Source organism: Burkholderia sp. E168m22 (assembly GCF_001319805.1).
GTDB lineage: Bacteria > Pseudomonadota > Gammaproteobacteria > Burkholderiales > Burkholderiaceae > Burkholderia > Burkholderia orbicola.
This window is the reverse complement of the sequence record NZ_BBSK01000088.1, coordinates 1-15,778: the sequence shown is the minus strand read 5'-3', so window position 1 is coordinate 15,778 and position 15,778 is coordinate 1. Positions and strand designations below refer to the sequence as shown.

At 67.0% G+C, this 15,778-nt stretch carries 13 protein-coding genes and 1 pseudogene; 10 read left to right on the top strand and 4 right to left on the bottom strand.

What is annotated here, in order from left to right:
* Positions 1–162 precede the first annotated feature (162 nt).
* Positions 163–972, bottom strand: a complete 810-nt coding sequence (locus AP428_RS20150; protein WP_226292046.1) for a hypothetical protein — start codon at positions 970–972, stop codon at positions 163–165.
* A 364-nt stretch (positions 973–1,336) separates the two neighbouring features.
* Between AP428_RS20150 and AP428_RS20145 the strand changes: the two genes are divergently transcribed.
* From AP428_RS20145 to AP428_RS37220, 5 genes are all read left to right on the top strand, one after another.
* A complete protein-coding gene (locus AP428_RS20145; protein WP_011694738.1) occupies positions 1,337–1,720 on the top strand; it encodes a glyoxalase/bleomycin resistance/extradiol dioxygenase family protein in 384 nt (127 codons plus the stop codon).
* A gap of 44 nt (positions 1,721–1,764) precedes the next feature.
* On the top strand, positions 1,765–2,193 hold the full coding sequence (locus AP428_RS20140; RefSeq protein ID WP_011547683.1) for a hypothetical protein: 429 nt from the start codon (positions 1,765–1,767) through the stop codon (positions 2,191–2,193).
* 366 nt (positions 2,194–2,559) lie between these two features.
* Positions 2,560–3,771: a porin gene (locus AP428_RS20135; protein ID WP_011547682.1), complete on the top strand. Its 1,212-nt coding sequence runs from the start codon at positions 2,560–2,562 to the stop codon at positions 3,769–3,771.
* 417 nt (positions 3,772–4,188) lie between these two features.
* Positions 4,189–4,680 (top strand): peptidoglycan-associated lipoprotein Pal, encoded by a 492-nt coding sequence (gene pal, locus AP428_RS20130; RefSeq protein ID WP_011547681.1) that lies wholly within the window; start codon positions 4,189–4,191, stop codon positions 4,678–4,680.
* Between the two features lie 130 nt (positions 4,681–4,810).
* Positions 4,811–4,972, top strand: a complete 162-nt coding sequence (locus AP428_RS37220; protein ID WP_023475988.1) for a hypothetical protein — start codon at positions 4,811–4,813, stop codon at positions 4,970–4,972.
* 91 nt (positions 4,973–5,063) lie between these two features.
* Here AP428_RS37220 and AP428_RS20125 read toward each other — a convergent pair whose 3' ends face one another.
* From AP428_RS20125 to AP428_RS20115, 3 genes are read right to left on the bottom strand one after another with little or no spacing between them, the layout of a single operon-like run.
* Entirely contained in the window at positions 5,064–6,323 is a 1,260-nt protein-coding gene (locus tag AP428_RS20125; RefSeq protein ID WP_011547680.1) for a cytochrome c, read from the bottom strand.
* A complete protein-coding gene (locus AP428_RS20120) occupies positions 6,320–7,015 on the bottom strand; it encodes a (2Fe-2S)-binding protein (RefSeq protein WP_011547679.1) in 696 nt (231 codons plus the stop codon). The genes AP428_RS20125 and AP428_RS20120 overlap by 4 nt, the downstream gene beginning before the upstream one ends.
* Positions 7,012–9,891, bottom strand: a complete 2,880-nt coding sequence (locus tag AP428_RS20115) for a xanthine dehydrogenase family protein molybdopterin-binding subunit (RefSeq protein WP_011694739.1) — start codon at positions 9,889–9,891, stop codon at positions 7,012–7,014. The genes AP428_RS20120 and AP428_RS20115 overlap by 4 nt, the downstream gene beginning before the upstream one ends.
* 532 nt (positions 9,892–10,423) lie before the next feature.
* On the opposite strand from AP428_RS20115, the pseudogene AP428_RS35545 reads away from it, so the two are divergent.
* From AP428_RS35545 to AP428_RS20095, 5 genes and pseudogenes are all read left to right on the top strand, one after another.
* Positions 10,424–10,906: pseudogene (locus tag AP428_RS35545) on the top strand (RNA-guided endonuclease InsQ/TnpB family protein); the annotation flags it as partial.
* Positions 10,907–10,908: 2 nt separating this feature from the next.
* Positions 10,909–12,459, top strand: coding sequence for a sensor domain-containing diguanylate cyclase (locus tag AP428_RS20110; RefSeq protein ID WP_011694740.1), 1,551 nt, complete (start codon positions 10,909–10,911; stop codon positions 12,457–12,459).
* A 258-nt stretch (positions 12,460–12,717) separates the two neighbouring features.
* On the top strand, positions 12,718–12,993 hold the full coding sequence (locus AP428_RS20105; RefSeq protein WP_011547674.1) for a hypothetical protein: 276 nt from the start codon (positions 12,718–12,720) through the stop codon (positions 12,991–12,993).
* Positions 12,994–13,235: 242 nt separating this feature from the next.
* Entirely contained in the window at positions 13,236–14,270 is a 1,035-nt protein-coding gene (locus AP428_RS20100) for a succinylglutamate desuccinylase/aspartoacylase family protein (RefSeq protein ID WP_006479001.1), read from the top strand.
* A 368-nt stretch (positions 14,271–14,638) separates the two neighbouring features.
* Complete coding sequence (locus AP428_RS20095) at positions 14,639–15,562, top strand: recombination-associated protein RdgC (RefSeq protein WP_011547673.1); 924 nt, start codon at positions 14,639–14,641, stop codon at positions 15,560–15,562.
* Positions 15,563–15,778: the final 216 nt, after the last annotated feature.

Sequence of the window (15,778 nt, the reverse complement as noted above, 5' to 3'; positions counted from 1 at the left end):
AGCAGCCATATCCTAATGTCGTGTTCTGGCTATTTACAGATGTCGTGTTTTAGCCTGTAGGTTGATCGTCTGCACCCTTGGGCGCGCCAGCGATAAACGCGACCTGGACGATCACCACGACGTCCAGGTCATATCAGATCGCTTTCCGTCGATCGCACCGTTTCAACACGGAACCCGACCACCCACACCATTGCCCATCATCGTGCACCAGCGCTGCGTGTCTTGTTGCGGTGCCGGATACGGTAACCCGGTCCGCGGATCGATCGAGTCCAGCGGATTCGGTCCCGGGGGATGGTTTGCCGCGTGCATCGCGGCGTTCTCCGCCATCTGTCTCGCGGTCGCCGCGTTCTGTCGAGCCAGGTCCGCCTTCTGCGCGTCGTCCACCTTCTTCGTCATGGTCACCAGTCGCGCGAACTTCGGATCGCGAACATCCTGCAGCGGCGGCAAAGGCGGTGCGAACGGCATGAAAAGCAATGGCCCGTCATATCGCGGCACCGCCAGTTTCGACGGCTTGCCGAAATCCGCGGCCATGCTGATCTCCCACATGCCGGCGTTCATGCCGAGCGCGTGTTCGTAGCGTCGGTTCACGTCCGCCAGGCTGAGCGGCCCGGACGACGCAGGCAACGGTTGCAGGGATGGCGGCAGCGTCTGCCGGGCGGCAGGATAGATCGTGCGAACCCAACTCACCGCGGCGAGCGAGTATTGATAGAGCACCGCGTCGTACTTTTCCAGCACCTCTGCTCGACTATAGTTGCCGGGATTCTGAAAAATGGGCTTGTACGCCGCGAGGGTCTGGTAGTACCGCTCGTTCGCATTTCGCTGCTCCGCAACGAACTGCTGCTGGGGATCGATCGGCGCAGATGAAGACATCGCAGCGCAGCCGGACAGCAGACTGACGACGAAGGCAATGCCGGCCGTCGTTCGGGACACCGACCGGATGGGATGCAAGATAGGAGGCATCGGAAGCGCCATGGAGACTCGACAGGTTTTCATGAATCGGCGCGCGGCCGACAACGCCGCGGCATGCGCCGCGCTCGCCCTATTCTGCCCCGCTCCATATCGCGGCAGGTGGAGTTGCGTCTGATCGTGGTGGATTCCAGTCTCGGGATTTCGTCCCATCGCAGTGCGTGCCGCTTGACGCCGCGGCCAGTCGCAGACCGGTTTACGCGCCGATCGCCGATGCCCGTCGATCGAAACCGGCCTTGCGCCCACTACCCGATTCGTTTGTAGAATCGACGTGGGTTCGCCGTTCACGACACGGTACAAGACATGATCCTCACCGGCCGCCCCGCCGGATGCCGGTAGGATCGACCCACACCACCCACCGGAGGGCACCATGGCGATTCACGAAGTCTTTCCGTATCTGCGCGCCAAAAGCGCGGAGGACGCCATCGCGTTCTATGCGAAGGCATTCGGCGCGCAGGAGAAATTCCGGCTCGTCGAGCCGTCGGGGCGCATCGGTCACGCCGCACTCGACCCGGACGGCAACGCGCCGATGGCGCTCCATCTTCACGTCGACGACGCCGATGCGACGATCGCCGCCGCCGTCGCGGCCGGCGCGCACGTGACGCGCGCACTCCAGGACCAGTTCTACGGAGAGCGCTCGGGCAGGATCCGCGATCCGTTCGGTTACGATTGGCTGATCGGGCATACGATCGAAACGGTCGAACCCGACGAAATGCAGCGGCGTTACACGGCGCTGATGTCCGGCAATCAGTAAGCAGTCCGGACGGCGCCTCCCGATCGATCACCCCGCTATTCGCGATGCACTACCACCCCGACGACGTCAGCCGGCTTTTCGTCGGTGTTCCAACACTGCAGTTGAACCGCGCCGCGCCGGCCGAACGGTTTCTCGCCGCCGCCGTCGAATCCGGCGTCGAGCTCCGGCATGTGCTGCGCGACTACCCGCATGTCCGCTACCAGCCGCTCGACTTCCACTATCTGTGCCAGCAAAGCCTGTCGGCACTGGACGACCCGTTGCTGGCCGACCTGACATGTGACATGCAGTACGGTTGGCGCGGCGCGCACTGGGCTGCTCTGCTGATCGCGTTGTCGGGCAACGCGCGTTATCTGCCGCACCTCGACGCGGCCAGGCGCCATCGCGGCGTCGAATGGACCGCCGGGCTGGCCAAAGCCGCATCGGCGCCCGATGCGCAATCGTCGGCTTGCCGATGCTGCCGGTCGATCGTGTAGTTGCGCCATCAACTGGCCGCGTTGCCGCGCGTCGTCGTCCGGCTGAGACCGTGGCACTCGCCGGAAGCGCTCGAAGCGAGAGCGAATGCCGTGCGCGCCGCCTATCGAAGCGGCGGCGCCAACGCGGCGCTGCCGCTCGCCCGCCGCTAGACGTTCGGCACACCACCGTCGCGCGATGGCGCGCCGAACCGTACGCCCCGCCCCGCCCCCTCCCGACCGCCTCCCAGCCATCGACACCCCCGCGATTCCGACCGATTCCGCAGAGGACCTTTCCTGTGCAACGCCTTAATCGACCGCCGCACGATCTCCAATAATGGCCGCTCGACCCATCGGCCGCGAGGCCGGACCAACAACAACAAAACGCCTATGCATTCCTGCCAAACGAACCAGCATGCCGGCGCACGCGTCGCGGGGACCGTCATTGCCGCCTGCCTGAGCAGCTTCGTGCCGGATGTCGCGCATGCCCAGAGCAGCGTGACGCTGTACGGCCTGATCGACACGTCGATCACCTACTCGACCAACCAGCGCACGCGCGGTGCCGGCTCGCCCGGCGGCGGCAGCGTCGCGATGACGAGCGGCGCACTGAACGCGTCGCGCTGGGGGCTGCGCGGCCGCGAGGATCTCGGCGGCGGAATGGCCGCGGTCTTCGCGCTCGAAAACGGCTTCTCGGGCACCACCGGCAAGCTGTCGCAGAAAGGCGTCGACCTGTTCGGCCGCCAGGCGTGGGTCGGCGTGAGTTCGCAGACGGCCGGCACGCTGTCCTTCGGACGCCAGTACGACCTGATCCTCGATTACGTGACGCCGCTCGGCGCGTCCGGCCCCGGCTGGGGCGGCAATCTCGCGGTCCACCCGTACGACAACGACGATTCGAACCGCAACCTGCGCATCAACAATGCCGTGAAGTACGCGAGCCCGACGGTTCGCGGGTTGAGATTCGGCGCGATGGTCGGCTTCTCGAACGCGGCCGGCCAGTTCTCCAACAATGCGGTGTGGAGCACGGGGGTGTCGTACGAGAACGGGCCGGTGAAGCTCGGCGCCGGCTACCTGAAGATCAGCCGCGACCGCAACGCGCCGAACCCGGACGGCGCGCTGAGCACGGTCGACGGCTCGGCGACGATCACGGGCGGCAACCAGCAGATCTGGGCGATGGCCGGCCGTTATGCGTTCGGCCCGCACTCGGTCGGCGCGGCGTGGTCGCATTCCGCCACCGACGGTGTGACGGGCGTGCTCCAGGGCGGCAACATCGCGCCGCTGAAGGGCGAATCGCTGGTGTTCGACAACTTCTCGATCGACGGACGCTACTTCGTCACGCGCGCGCTGAGCGTCGCCGCCGCGTACACGTACACGATGGGCCGCTTCGACACCCGCACGGGCCAGACGCGCCCGAAATGGAACCAGGTCGTCGCGCAGGCCGGCTACGTGCTGTCGAAGCGCACGGACGCGTATCTCGAAGGCACTTACCAGAGCGTGAGCGGCGGCAACGGCAATCCGGCGTTCAACGCGACCGTCTGGACCTTGACGCCTTCCGCGAACAGCAACCAGGTCGTCGTCGCACTGGGGCTGCGGCACAAGTTCTGACGATACGGCGTGCGCCGCGGCGTCACGCGGTCGACCGACTGTATCCGGCGAATGCTTCCCGCATCACCCGATCGCCATGACCGGCAACGACAAGGCCGCGCCCCGTGCGCGGCCTTTTTCGCTGTGGCAGGCGTCGCTTGCCGCGCACCGCCGGCGCAAGCAAGAATGCCTCCCGACTGTCGCGTTTGCGCAAAAAATGCGGAGAAACTGGGCACGTTGTGACATTTTTCCTAATCTGTTTGCAGCGACGCCTCGATCCGGCGTTCCGGTCGCAACATTCTTTCATTTGGCGCACCACCGGCTTACGAGCCTGCATCACGGCAACGGAGCCGGACCTTTCGCGCCATGGCGGCCGGACGGTTGCGTGCGAATGGCACGCGCCCCGCTTTCAACGCAGTCAACCGCTGGAGAAGAACGATGAGCAAAATGAACCGAATTGCGGTCCTGGCAACTTTCGTCCTGCTGGCCGGTTGCCACAACGCGGCGAAAACGCCCGAGAATGCCGCCGCGGCGCCGGAACCTTCGAGCGAAACCGTCGCGACGGTGACGGCCGACGATCTGAACAATCCGAACAGCCCGCTCGCCAAGCGCAGCATCTACTTCGATTTCGACCAGTACTCGGTGAAGCCCGAATTCCAGTCGCTGCTGCAGGCGCACGCCGACTACCTGCGCAGCCATCCCGCGCGGCGCGTGCTGATCCAGGGCAACACCGACGAGCGCGGCACGTCCGAATACAACCTCGCGCTCGGCCAGCGCCGCTCGCAGGCCGTGGCGAGCGCACTGGAAACGCTCGGCGTGCCGGCGACGCAACTCGAGGCCGTCAGTCTCGGCAAGGAAAAGCCCGTCGCGCTCGGCCACGACGAGGAGGCGTGGGCGCAGAACCGTCGCGCCGATCTCGTCTATCGTTGATCCAGGCGCTGCCGCGGCGATACGCAAAAAGCATGGAATAAACGCCCCGCCGAAACGTCTTCTCATCGCGCAGACGCGCGGTTCACGCGAACCGCCTTTCCTGTCGCCTGCGCGCGGCAAGGAGATCGCAATGAAATCGGCAACGTTGGTTGCGGCGCTGATCGCGGCGCTGGTGCTCGTGCTGTCGGCGGGCTGTACGTCGTCGGGCAGCGGTACGTCGCAAGGGCCGGGCATGAGCCGGTATGGCGGCTCCGGAGGCAGCGGAGGTGGAGGGGGTGGCGGCGGCTACTGACGCGCCGCCGCGAGGAAAGTGAGGCGACGAAATCGCGCGCGAGCACCGGAAGCCGGCCGCTCGCGCGCGACGCTCTACCCCACGGCACGACTCAACGCATCGCCTTCACATCGGCCGCCGTGACGCTCGCAGGCTGGCCGCCCCACGTCGCGCGCAGGTAGTTCGCGAGTTGCGCGAGTTCGTCATCGCTCAACGTCTTCGCGAAACCCGGCATCGGCTGCAGGTTTTCGAAACCGGCGAACTTCTGCTCGTCGATACCGTCGAGCATCGCGACCAGCAGGTTGCGCGGATCGCCCTGGCGCAGCGTCGAGTTGCCGTTCATCGGCACCGCCACGTGCGGCTTGCCTTCGCCGTTGAAGCCGTGACAGCCCGCACACACCGCGAGATACACCGAGCGGCCGGCGGCCAGTTGCGCGGCGTCGGCCGACACCGGCTTCACCGGTTGCGGCGCGGGCGGCGTATCGCCGAGCAGGTACGTCGACAGCCCGCGCAGGTCGTCCTTCGTCAGGTACTGCGTGCTCAGGTGCACGACCGGATACATCTCGCCGAACGCGGAGCCTTGCGGCGCGATGCCGACGCCGAAGAACGTCTGCAGATCGGTGCCCGTCCAGCCGCGCGCGGCCAGGCCCGCCGGCGTGATGTCGGGCGCGGCCACGCGGCCGAGCGCAGCGCCCGCGAACGGCTTCGCGCCGTCGAGCTGGCCCGTGAATGCGCGCGGCGTGTGGCATTCCGCGCAGTGGCCGAGCGCGCCGGCGAGATAGCGGCCGCGCTGCCAGTCCGCGGATTGTCCGGTCGACGCATCCGGCAGGCTGTCCTTCAGGAACAGCATGTCCCAGAACATCATGCCGAAGCGCAGGTTGTACGGGAACTTCAGGTCGTGCGCGCGGTTTTCCTGCGCGACCGGCCTGACCGTCATCAGGTACGCGTACATCGCGTCGGCGTCGGCGCGCGTGAGCTGCCGGTACGACGTGTACGGCATCGACGGATACAGGCGCTTGCCCGGCGCCTTGCCGTCATGCAGCGCGGCGTAGAAGTCGTCCGCGCTCCAGTTGCCGATCCCGTGATCCTTGTCGGGCGTGATGTTCGAGCCGTAGAACGTGCCGAACGGCGATTCGAGCGCCGCGCCGCCGGCGAACGGCGCGCCGTCCTTCGCGGTGTGGCACGCCGCGCAGTCGGCGGCCTTGACGAGATAGCGGCCGCGCGCGATCGGGTCGGCGCCGGGCGCGCCGGACGCCGCATTCGACGCCGGCGCGTCGTGGCCGCCGCAGGCGGCGAGCAGCAGCGCGCAGGCCGCCGCGAGCGCGGGCAGGCCCGCGGCCCGCGCGACACGATGAGCGAGTGTGCGTTTCATGCGGCGTCCTTCACGAGTCCCGGCGTCGTCAGCACCACGTCCTTGACGGCTTCGTAGTAGCGGACATAGCCCGTGCAGCGGCAGAGGTGCGCGTCGAGCGCATCGGTGATCGTGCGTTCCACGTCGGCCTTCGCGACCGGCTCGCGCTTCAGGCGTTCGATCAGCACGGTCGCCGCGTTGACGAAGCCCGGCGTGCAATAGCCGCACTGAAAGCTGAAATGCTCGAGGAATTTCTGCTGGATCGGCGACAGCTCGACCACTTCGCCGGCTTCGTTGCGCGTCGCGTGGCCTTCGATCGTGCGGATCGAACGGCCGTGGAAGAAGTGCGCGCCGGTAATGCAGGTGCGCATTTCCTCGCTCGTGCCGTCCGGCTGGTCGACGATCACGACGCACGCGTGGCAGATGCCCTGCCCGCAGCCGAGCCGCGAGCCGGTGAGGCCCACGTACTCGTGCAGGAACTCGATCATCATCAGCCCTTCCGGCACCTGCATCGGGCCGACGGCCTTGCCGTTGATCTTGACCGACAGCGGCTTCTGCTGGAACCGGACGAGCGGACGCTCGACGGCAGCCGATGCCGATGCCGGCGCAGCCGGAGCGGACGCCGGAGCGGCCGAAGCCGCGGTCGGTGCGGAAGCGGCGGTCGCAGCCGCGCTGGCGCTCGCGGCCGAAGCCGCGGTTTGGGCGGTCGTCATGCGAGCACCTCCTGAATCTTTTGCGGGGTCACCGGCAGGTCGGTGAAACGATGGCCGATCGCGTGCGCGATGCCGTTCACGATCGCGCCGACGACGGGGATCATCACCACTTCGGCGACACCCTTCGGCGGATCGGTCTCGGACAGCGGCGGCAGCACGTCGCCCGTTTGGGTCCAGACGGCGACGTCGGACGCGCGCGGCAACCGGTAACGGTTGAAGTTCCACGTACCGTTGCCGGGGCCGTCCTCGTAGAGCGGCAGGTACTCGTGCAGCGCATGGCCGATGCCCATCGCGAGACCGCCCTGCAACTGGCCCGACACGAGCTGCGGCGAAATCTGGTTGCCGCATTCCATGATCGAGTGGTGCGTGAGCAGTTCGACCTTGCCGGTCGCTTCGTGCACGGCCAGCTCGACGAGCGTGCCGACCGCCGTGTAGTACGTGACGGCCGCGTTGTTGCGGCTCGTCGGCGGGATGAACACGCGCTTGCGGTCCAGCACGCGGTAGCCGTTCGCGGTCGGCGGCAGCGTCCCGCGCAGCGCGGTCGCGCCGGCCGGCGCGGCGGTGCCCGGCACCGGGCCGTCGTCGGCGCCCGCCTTCGGCGCGCCGACACGCAGCGACAGCCCGTCGATCGGCAGACGTTCGACCGCGCCGCCTACCTCGAATTCGGCGTCGGTCCATTGCCAGCGGTTGAACACGTGCACGACGGCGCCGGTCGGCAGGCCGAGCGCATGCGCCTGCTTCGCGAGCTGTTCGAACGTCAGCGGCTCGAGGCCGTCGGCGGTCAGCTTGCCGTCGACCCAGCGTGCATCCTCGATGCGGATCGTGTACGGCGCGGCCTGGCCGCCGCCCAAGCCCCGCGTCCAGATCGACATCGCGGCCGGCCACAGCCCGTAGCGGAACACGGCGCGCGCGGCTTCGCGCGTGCTGTGCGTGAAGTAGTACGCGGAGTTCGTCGCGCTCGACGGCGACGCATAGCCCGGCGACCAGCGCGGGTTCGCGCTCAGGCGATCCTGGTCGGCCTGCGACATCAGGTACGGGTCGCCGCTCGTCTCGACCGGCAGGTCCGGCCATTCGGTCACGGCCACGCGCACGTCGGTCGCCGGACGGCCGAGCCATTTCGCGACCGCGACAGCCTGCGACGTCGACATCCCGGTGCCGATCTCGGCCGCCGTGTGCTGCAGCGACACCTTGCCGTGCGCGTCGAACTCGACCTTCGCGAACGACGCTTCCGCGCCCGTGCCGAAATCCTTCTGCACGCACGCGAAGCCGACGCCGTAGCGCTTGCCCGGATGCGCGGCCTCGAACTCCGCCTTGCGCGCGGCACGACGCGTCCACAGCGGATGCTGCTTCGCGCGCTCCAGCACTTCGTCGACGCGCAGCGCGCCGGCGGGAATCGCCCCCTGCGTGTTCTTCATTCCCGAACGCAGCGCGTTGCGCAGACGGAACTCGATCGGGTCGATGTTCAGTTGCGCGGCGATCTCGTCGACCGCCATCTCGGTCGCGGCCATGCTCTGCAGCGTGCCGTAGCCGCGCGCGGAACCGGCGTCGATCACACGCGATGCGATCGCGACGGCCGCGAGGTCGCTCTTCGGGAAGTAGTAGATCGATTGCGCGGCGGTGGCGCCGACCATCGCGACCGACGGCGAGAAGTTCGAGCGGCCGCCGCCGTTCGCCTCGAACTCGCCCTTGAACGACTGCAGCAGGCCCGTATTGCGGTCGACCGCGATCCGGTAATGCATCTTGAACGCGTGACGCTTCAGCGACGTCTGGAACTGCTCGTAGCGGTCGTTCGCGAAACGCACCGGGCGGCCGTCCGCGTACAGTGCGCAGACGAGGCCGTAGAACGGCACGTTGAAGTGATCCTTCGAGCCGTAGCCGACCGTGTAGCACGTATGCACGAACAGCTTCTTCACCGGGAAGCGGCATTTCGCGACCATCGCGGCCGCATTCTCCGACACTTCGAGCGGCGACTGCGTCGGCACGACGAGGTGCAGCGACTGCGTCGCGGCGTCGTACCAGCAGTTCGCGTTGTCGGGTTCGAGCGCGGCCGTATCGACCGACTGCGTGTTGTATTCGCGGTCGAACACGAGCCAGTCGGCTGACGGATGGTCGAGCTCGCTCGCGATCTGCCCGGCGAGGAACATGCCCTGCTCGTCGAGCTTGCCGTGCTCCTTGCCGTCCGGCCAGACCGGCAGGTGCTTGCGCATCATGCTCGGGAAGATCGGCGCGTCCTTCAGGCTCGAATAGACGTCGTCGTCATAGGCCGTCTTGCCGCCCACGCGCACGTAGCGGAAGGTGCCCCACGGATCGCGCTCGAGCGGGCCCGTGACCGCGCCGTAGCGGATCACGTCGTCGCGGAACTTGAGCGCGTTCTTCGCGAAGCGGAAACGCGCGAAGTCGTGATAGATGAGGATCGCGACCGCATGACCGAGATACGCGGGCGTCTTGCCGGCCGGCAGCAGCATGTCGTCGCCGTAGAACGCCGGGAATGCGACGCCGTCGCGCGCGAGATCGTCGGCCGTGACCACGCGGTCCGGCTTCAGCTCGTCGCCGAGCAGCGACAGGTCGAAGCCTTCGTACGTGCGGTCGGCCTGCGTGACGCGCAGGATCAGCGCGTGCGACTGCTGCTGCGGCCAGTGCGGCATGTCGGCGGCGCGCACGTCGCGGGCGAACACTTTAGAGCCGGTGACCTTCGCGATGCCGTCGATGCGGAATTGGGGGATGCCGGTGACGCTATCCCATTTGACCGGGGTGAGGAGTTTTTCTTCGAAGAGCGCCGCGAACGCGCGGCTGCCGATGGGCGCGACATACACCGCGACGCCCGCCAGCACGCTGGCTTTCAGAAAACCCCGCCGTGACAGGCCGTGGTTTTTCATTGGGGGAGAACCTCCTGATGCGGCTCGTACGGCGATCGGGTGTCGCGGCGTTCGGAGCGGCGCGCATTCTGGCATTGTTTTTGATATATCGCCTATAGTATTTCCCGCATGAAATACTTATTGGATTTCTTATGACGGGTTTCAGCCGGGCTGCGGCGGGTGGTCGCGGGGCGATCCGTTGGCCGTTTGCGTGCGGCCGGATGCCGTCGTACATCGTTCCGTTCGCAACGAACCGGCCTTTGCGCCGCCGAATCCGCAAGCCGCTCGCAGCCGGGACTGACGACCGCGCACGACGCAATGCGCGGTGCCGCCGGGCGGCCCGCGCCGCCGCCGTTTTTCATCAGTTGCTCCGAGAAACGCCGTCCTTCAGAACGGGGAGGAAAGGCGTGCTGTTGACAGGCAGCTTCTTCCCCGGGTTAGGATTACGTGCATGATTCTTGTCTACCGCTACCGGGTGAAATCGCTCAACGGACTGCTCAACAAGCAGAGCCGTGCGGTGAACTACGTCTGGAACTTCTGCAACGACACGCAGAAGCTCGCGCTCGATCTGGTGCGGCGTTTCGATTACATCGCGGTTGGCAACGTATCTGCCGTCAAACTTGCCAGAACCAGGATGGCGAAAAGCGTCTACGACGCGTCCTGGTCGTCCTTCCGAAACAAGCTCCGCTACAAAGCGATCGCGCACGGAGCCACGTTCGAGGAAGTCGACGAAAGCGGTTCGACCCAGTCCTGTTCGTCGTGCGGGTCGAGAGACAGCACGACGCGGCCGAAAGGTATCGCAGGACTGCGAGTAAGAGAATGGGCCTGCAGTGACTGTGGTGTCGAGCATGATCGTGATATCAACGCTGCGCTGAACATTCTCCGATGCGGACGTGCATCGCCAGGTGTGGGAATTCTCTCCCTTTGGGGAGAGGAGGACGTCAAGGTAATGTCGTGCGCATCCGGCTCGGCCGGGCTTCCGCCACGTGCCGTGCGGGCGCCGCCAGCCATCGAGACATCGTGTCGAGGTCAATAATCATGGCAGTCAGGGCGGCTCTCCTGAACTCCGTTCTCGCCACTCCCCCCTCCGGCAACCACCGCGTGACGGCCGCGCTGCGTCCGTCGATGCTCGTGACGCTGTTCGAGGACGTGCGCCCGATGGCGCTGTCCGGGCTCGCGAGCGGCTTCGTCGCGGCCGTCGCGCTGATCCGGCTGCAGCAGCTGTGGTGCCTCGCGTGGCTCGTCGTCGACGTCGGCCTGCTCATTGCGCGCCTGTCGATCGCACGGGCCTACACGGTACGGCGCAACGCCGGCGACGATCGCGCCGAATACTGGGCGAAGCGCTATGCGCCGGTGTCGCTCGTTGCCTGCTTCGTGCTCGGCCTCGGCGTGATGGGCTGCGTGCAGGCCACCGACGTCGAACTCGGCACGCTGTCCGTGATGGTCGCAGGCGGCGTGTTCGGCGGGATCGCGTCGCGCAATTCGGCGCTGCCGCGGCTCGCGATGACGCAGGTCGTGCTCGGCGTGCTGCCGATCGGCGTCGGTGCGCTGCTGGCCCCTCGGCCGGGTGCCTGGCTGCTGGTGCCGCCGCTCGCGATCTATCTCGCGGCAATGCGCACGGTCGTCCAGCGCCACTACCGCGTGCTCGTCGCGCTGATCGCCGCGCGCCAGCGCAACGCCGAACTCGTCGCCCGCTTCGACGCCGCCCTCACCTACATGCCGCACGGCCTGTGCATGATCGACGGCGACAGCCGCGTGATCGTCGCGAACCGTCGGACCGCGCAACTGTTCGGCTCGCCGCGCGAGATCATGCTCGATACGCCGTTGCCCGCCGTGGTCGCCGCGCTCGGCACCGATGCCGTGATCGATCCCGGCGGCGCCGGCCTCGCCGCGCAGTGCGACAGCTGGCTGAGCCGCCACGAACCCGGGCCGCTCGACATCGCGCTCGCCGACGGCCGCCAGCTCGAACTGACGCGCCACCGCGTGCCGGACGGCAACGCGGTGATCATCGTCGAGGACGTCACCACACGCCGTCAGACTGAACAGCACATCCGGCACCTCGCGCGACACGACGCGCTGACGGGGCTGCCGAATCGCCACGAACTGCACGCCGAGCTCAAGCGAATGCTCGCGCGCCGGCCGCGGCTGCCGAGCCCGGCATTCGCCGTCATGTATCTCGACCTCGACGGTTTCAAGTCGATCAACGACCGCTTCGGCCACCAGGCCGGCGACGAAGTGCTCACGCAAGTCGCCGAGCGGCTCGGCAAGACGCTGCCGCCGGGCGAGCTCGCCGCGCGCATCGGCGGCGACGAATTCATCGTCGCGATCGACGACACGACGATGCAAGCGTGCTCGATCCTCGCCGCGCGGATCATCCGGCAGATTTCGGCGCCGTACGCGCTGTCGATCGGCGAGACCGTCTGCATCGGTATCAGCATCGGCATCGCGCTCGACGACGGGCACGGCTCGCCCGACGAGCTGATCCGGCAGGCCGACAGCGCGCTGTACGACGCGAAGTCGGCCGGCAAGGGCATCTACTGCTTCTACTCGAGCGGCAGCCGCCGCATGGCGCCGGCCGCCGCCAGTTGAACCGGCGACGCGGCACTCCGCCGCGCGTTCGTCCTTGCCGTACCCGCCGCACCCTCCCGCGATTCAATTCCGAAACACTTTGCCGGTTCGCACGTGGTGCCGTGCGTTCGCGTGTCACGTGACGTGTTCCGTAACATCGCCGTCCGGCATGCCGAAAGATGACTGCAGAAGCCCGCACGATCGAGGCCGAGTGCGGCATTTCGCGGTTGGCACTCTTATTGCTCCTTGATGGGGAAAGAACGTTTCAGGGAGCCCAACATGAATACCGTCGACGTCCTCGCACGAACCGAAATCATCGACGAACAGGCCGTGATCGACGGCGCCTCGCTGATCCGCCGGCTCGTGTCCGACCGCCGGATGCCGGCCGCGTACGAAGCCGCATGCATCGACAATCCGCCGCTCACGCTGTACGGCGCGTTTCGCCAGGGCGTCGCCGATCACGCCGCGCGGCGTGCGAATCCGTATCGCGCCGGCAGCCGGTTCTGGGCGCTGTGGGAAGAAGGACGTCTCGAAGCTGAAACATCCGGCCGATAAGCGCGTCATGCGCGCCGGCCCTGTCCCGACACGGGCTGGCGCGAAAGCCGGCGCGTGAATGCAGCCGGCCGGCACGCCGGCATGGCTTCATCGCTGCAACATCGCGCGGGCTCGCGTATCGGCCCTGCAACGCACGGCAGTGCGCCCGTCCGCAGTCACGCGCAGCCCCGTTGATCCCGCCTGCCGCGCGGTGCCGGTTTCCCCTATAAGATGGCAGATTCCGTTCATCGAACGATACCGCCATGACCGCCTCTTCCTCTCCCCGCAATCCCATCCACTGCGAAATCGATCTCGACGCGCAAGGCAAGCACGCGGGCTACCTGCGCCTGCCGCACTCCGTGCACCGCTCGGCCTACGGCTGGCTGCCGATCCCGATCGTGTCGATCCGCAACGGCGACGGCCCGGTCGCGCTCGTGATGGCCGGCAACCACGGCGACGAGTACGAAGGCCAGATCATCGTGTCGCAACTGATGCGCGAAATCGAACCCGACATGGTCAGCGGGCAATTGATCCTGTTGCCGATGGCGAATTTCCCGGCGGCGGATGCGGGCCTGCGCGTGTCGCCGCTCGACGAAGGCAACCTGAACCGCAGCTTTCCCGGCGACCCGACCGGCACGCCGACGCAGATGATCGCCCACTACATCGAGCATGTGCTGCTGTCGCGCGCGCAGTACCTGGTCGACCTGCATTCGGGCGGCAGCTCGCTGCTGTACCAGGGCGGCAACATGCTCGCGATCGATCCGCTCGACGCCGAAGAAGCCGCGAAGCTCAACGGGCTGCTGGTCGCGTTCGGCTTGCACAACGCGCTGCTGCACGCACCGAATCCCGTGCATTCGGCGTCGGCCGCGCGCCGGCAAGGCGCGATCTCGATCGTCACCGAGCTCGGCGGCGCCGGCATGGCCGATCCGTCGCTGATCCGGCTCGGCCGCCAAGGGCTGCTGCATTACCTCGGCTACATCGGGCTGCTGCACGGCGCGCTCGTGCCCGACGCGCCGCCGACCGTCCCGCGTTTCATGCGCGTCGACGGCGATCGCCATTTCGTCTATGCGTACGAGCGCGGGCTGTATGAACCGCTCGTCGAACTCGGCGATCAGGTGAAGGCCGGGCAGCCGGCCGCGTGGGTGCATTTCCCCGATACGCCGTTGCGCGAACCGGTGCTGCACCGGTTCAACGGCGATGGCGAGGTGGTGTGCAAGCGGGTGCCCGCGCAGGTACGGCGCGGGGATTGTCTGTTTCAGCTGGCGGAGTTGTCGACGCCGCCACGTGTCATCGAGTGAGGCACCCGACTGACGCGCTCACGACCATCGTACGCCGCCAGTGCGGACACGCTGACCGTCAGTCGGACGACACCGGCGACTCATTCCCCTGCGCAACGCCGGTTACGTATTCAAGGTTCTTCTACTGTTCTGCGCTTTGGCGGCACGGTAGGCCAGCGAATTCTGGCGGAAGTTGAAAGGCATGGAGCAACGCGCATAGCCTCTGAATCGGTTGATCGTGCCGACGGGCGCACCGGTCTTTGAGCTAGCTGGCCCCCGTCCAATGACCGTTTCCAGGTACGAACCCGGGGCCTCAGCGGCTAACCGGGGGCCCTTCCGGCCACTGACCGCCCCCGTCATATAGAATGACGCGCTTTGCCCGTACGCCTATGTGGTTCAAGAATCTCCAGCTTCACCGTCTTCCCGCACCCTGGGCCGTCACCCCCGACCAGATGGAAAAATGGCTGGCGCCTCACGCGTTCCAGCCGGGCAGCAGCGTCGAGATGCAGCGCGCCGGATGGGCGTCGCCGCGTGACGACGGCGCGCTCGTGTATTCGAACAACCGGCAGATGCTGCTGCTGTTTCGTGCCGAAAAGAAACTGCTCCCGGCGTCGGTCGTCAATCAGGTCACCAAGGCACGCGCGCTCGAAGTCGAGGAGCAGCAGGGCTTCAAGGTCGGCCGGAAACAACTGCGCGAACTCAAGGAGCAGGTGACCGACGAACTGCTGCCGCGCGCGTTCAGCATTCGCCGCGATACCCGCGTATGGATCGACACGGCGAATGGCTGGCTCGTCATCGATGCGGCGGCCCAGGCGCTTGCCGACGACGTCCGCAGCCTGCTCGTCAAATCGATCGACCCGTTGCCGCTCGCGGGCGTTCATGTCGCGCGTTCGCCGGTCGCCGCGATGACGGACTGGCTGCTGTCCGGCGAGGCGCCGGGCGGCTTCACCGTCGATCAGGACGCCGAGTTGCGCTCGAGCGGCGAAGGCGGCGCCACGGTGCGATACGTCGGCCACGCGCTGGAAGCGAACGACATGCGCCGGCACATCGAAGCCGGCAAGCAATGCATGCGCCTCGCGATGACGTGGAATGACCGGATCTCGTTCGTGCTGACGCCATCGCTGACGATCAAGCGCGTCACGCCGCTTGACGTGATCAAGGAAGCGGCGGACCCCACCGCGCAGAACGATGATGAACGCTTCGACTCGGATTTCACGCTGATGACGGGTGAACTGGCACGGATGCTGACCAGTCTCGTCGATATCCTGGGTGGCGATCAGCAGGACGCGATTCAGCAGGCGGCAGCGGCCTGAACGCTGTCGTCGTCGATCAGCGCCCCGCGCTGACGCGACGAATCGAGGAGAACCCGTCGCCACCATGGCGGCGGGCCCCGGCCTGGCGCGCACAAGCGTGACGAGCCAGCGCCGAATCGGCATCACCCGTCGGCCACGAAACGACACCATCCCGCCGGTCGTCCAGGCCGTACATCCATCAAACGGGCACGGCTCCCGCCACGCCCGTTCGCCCCA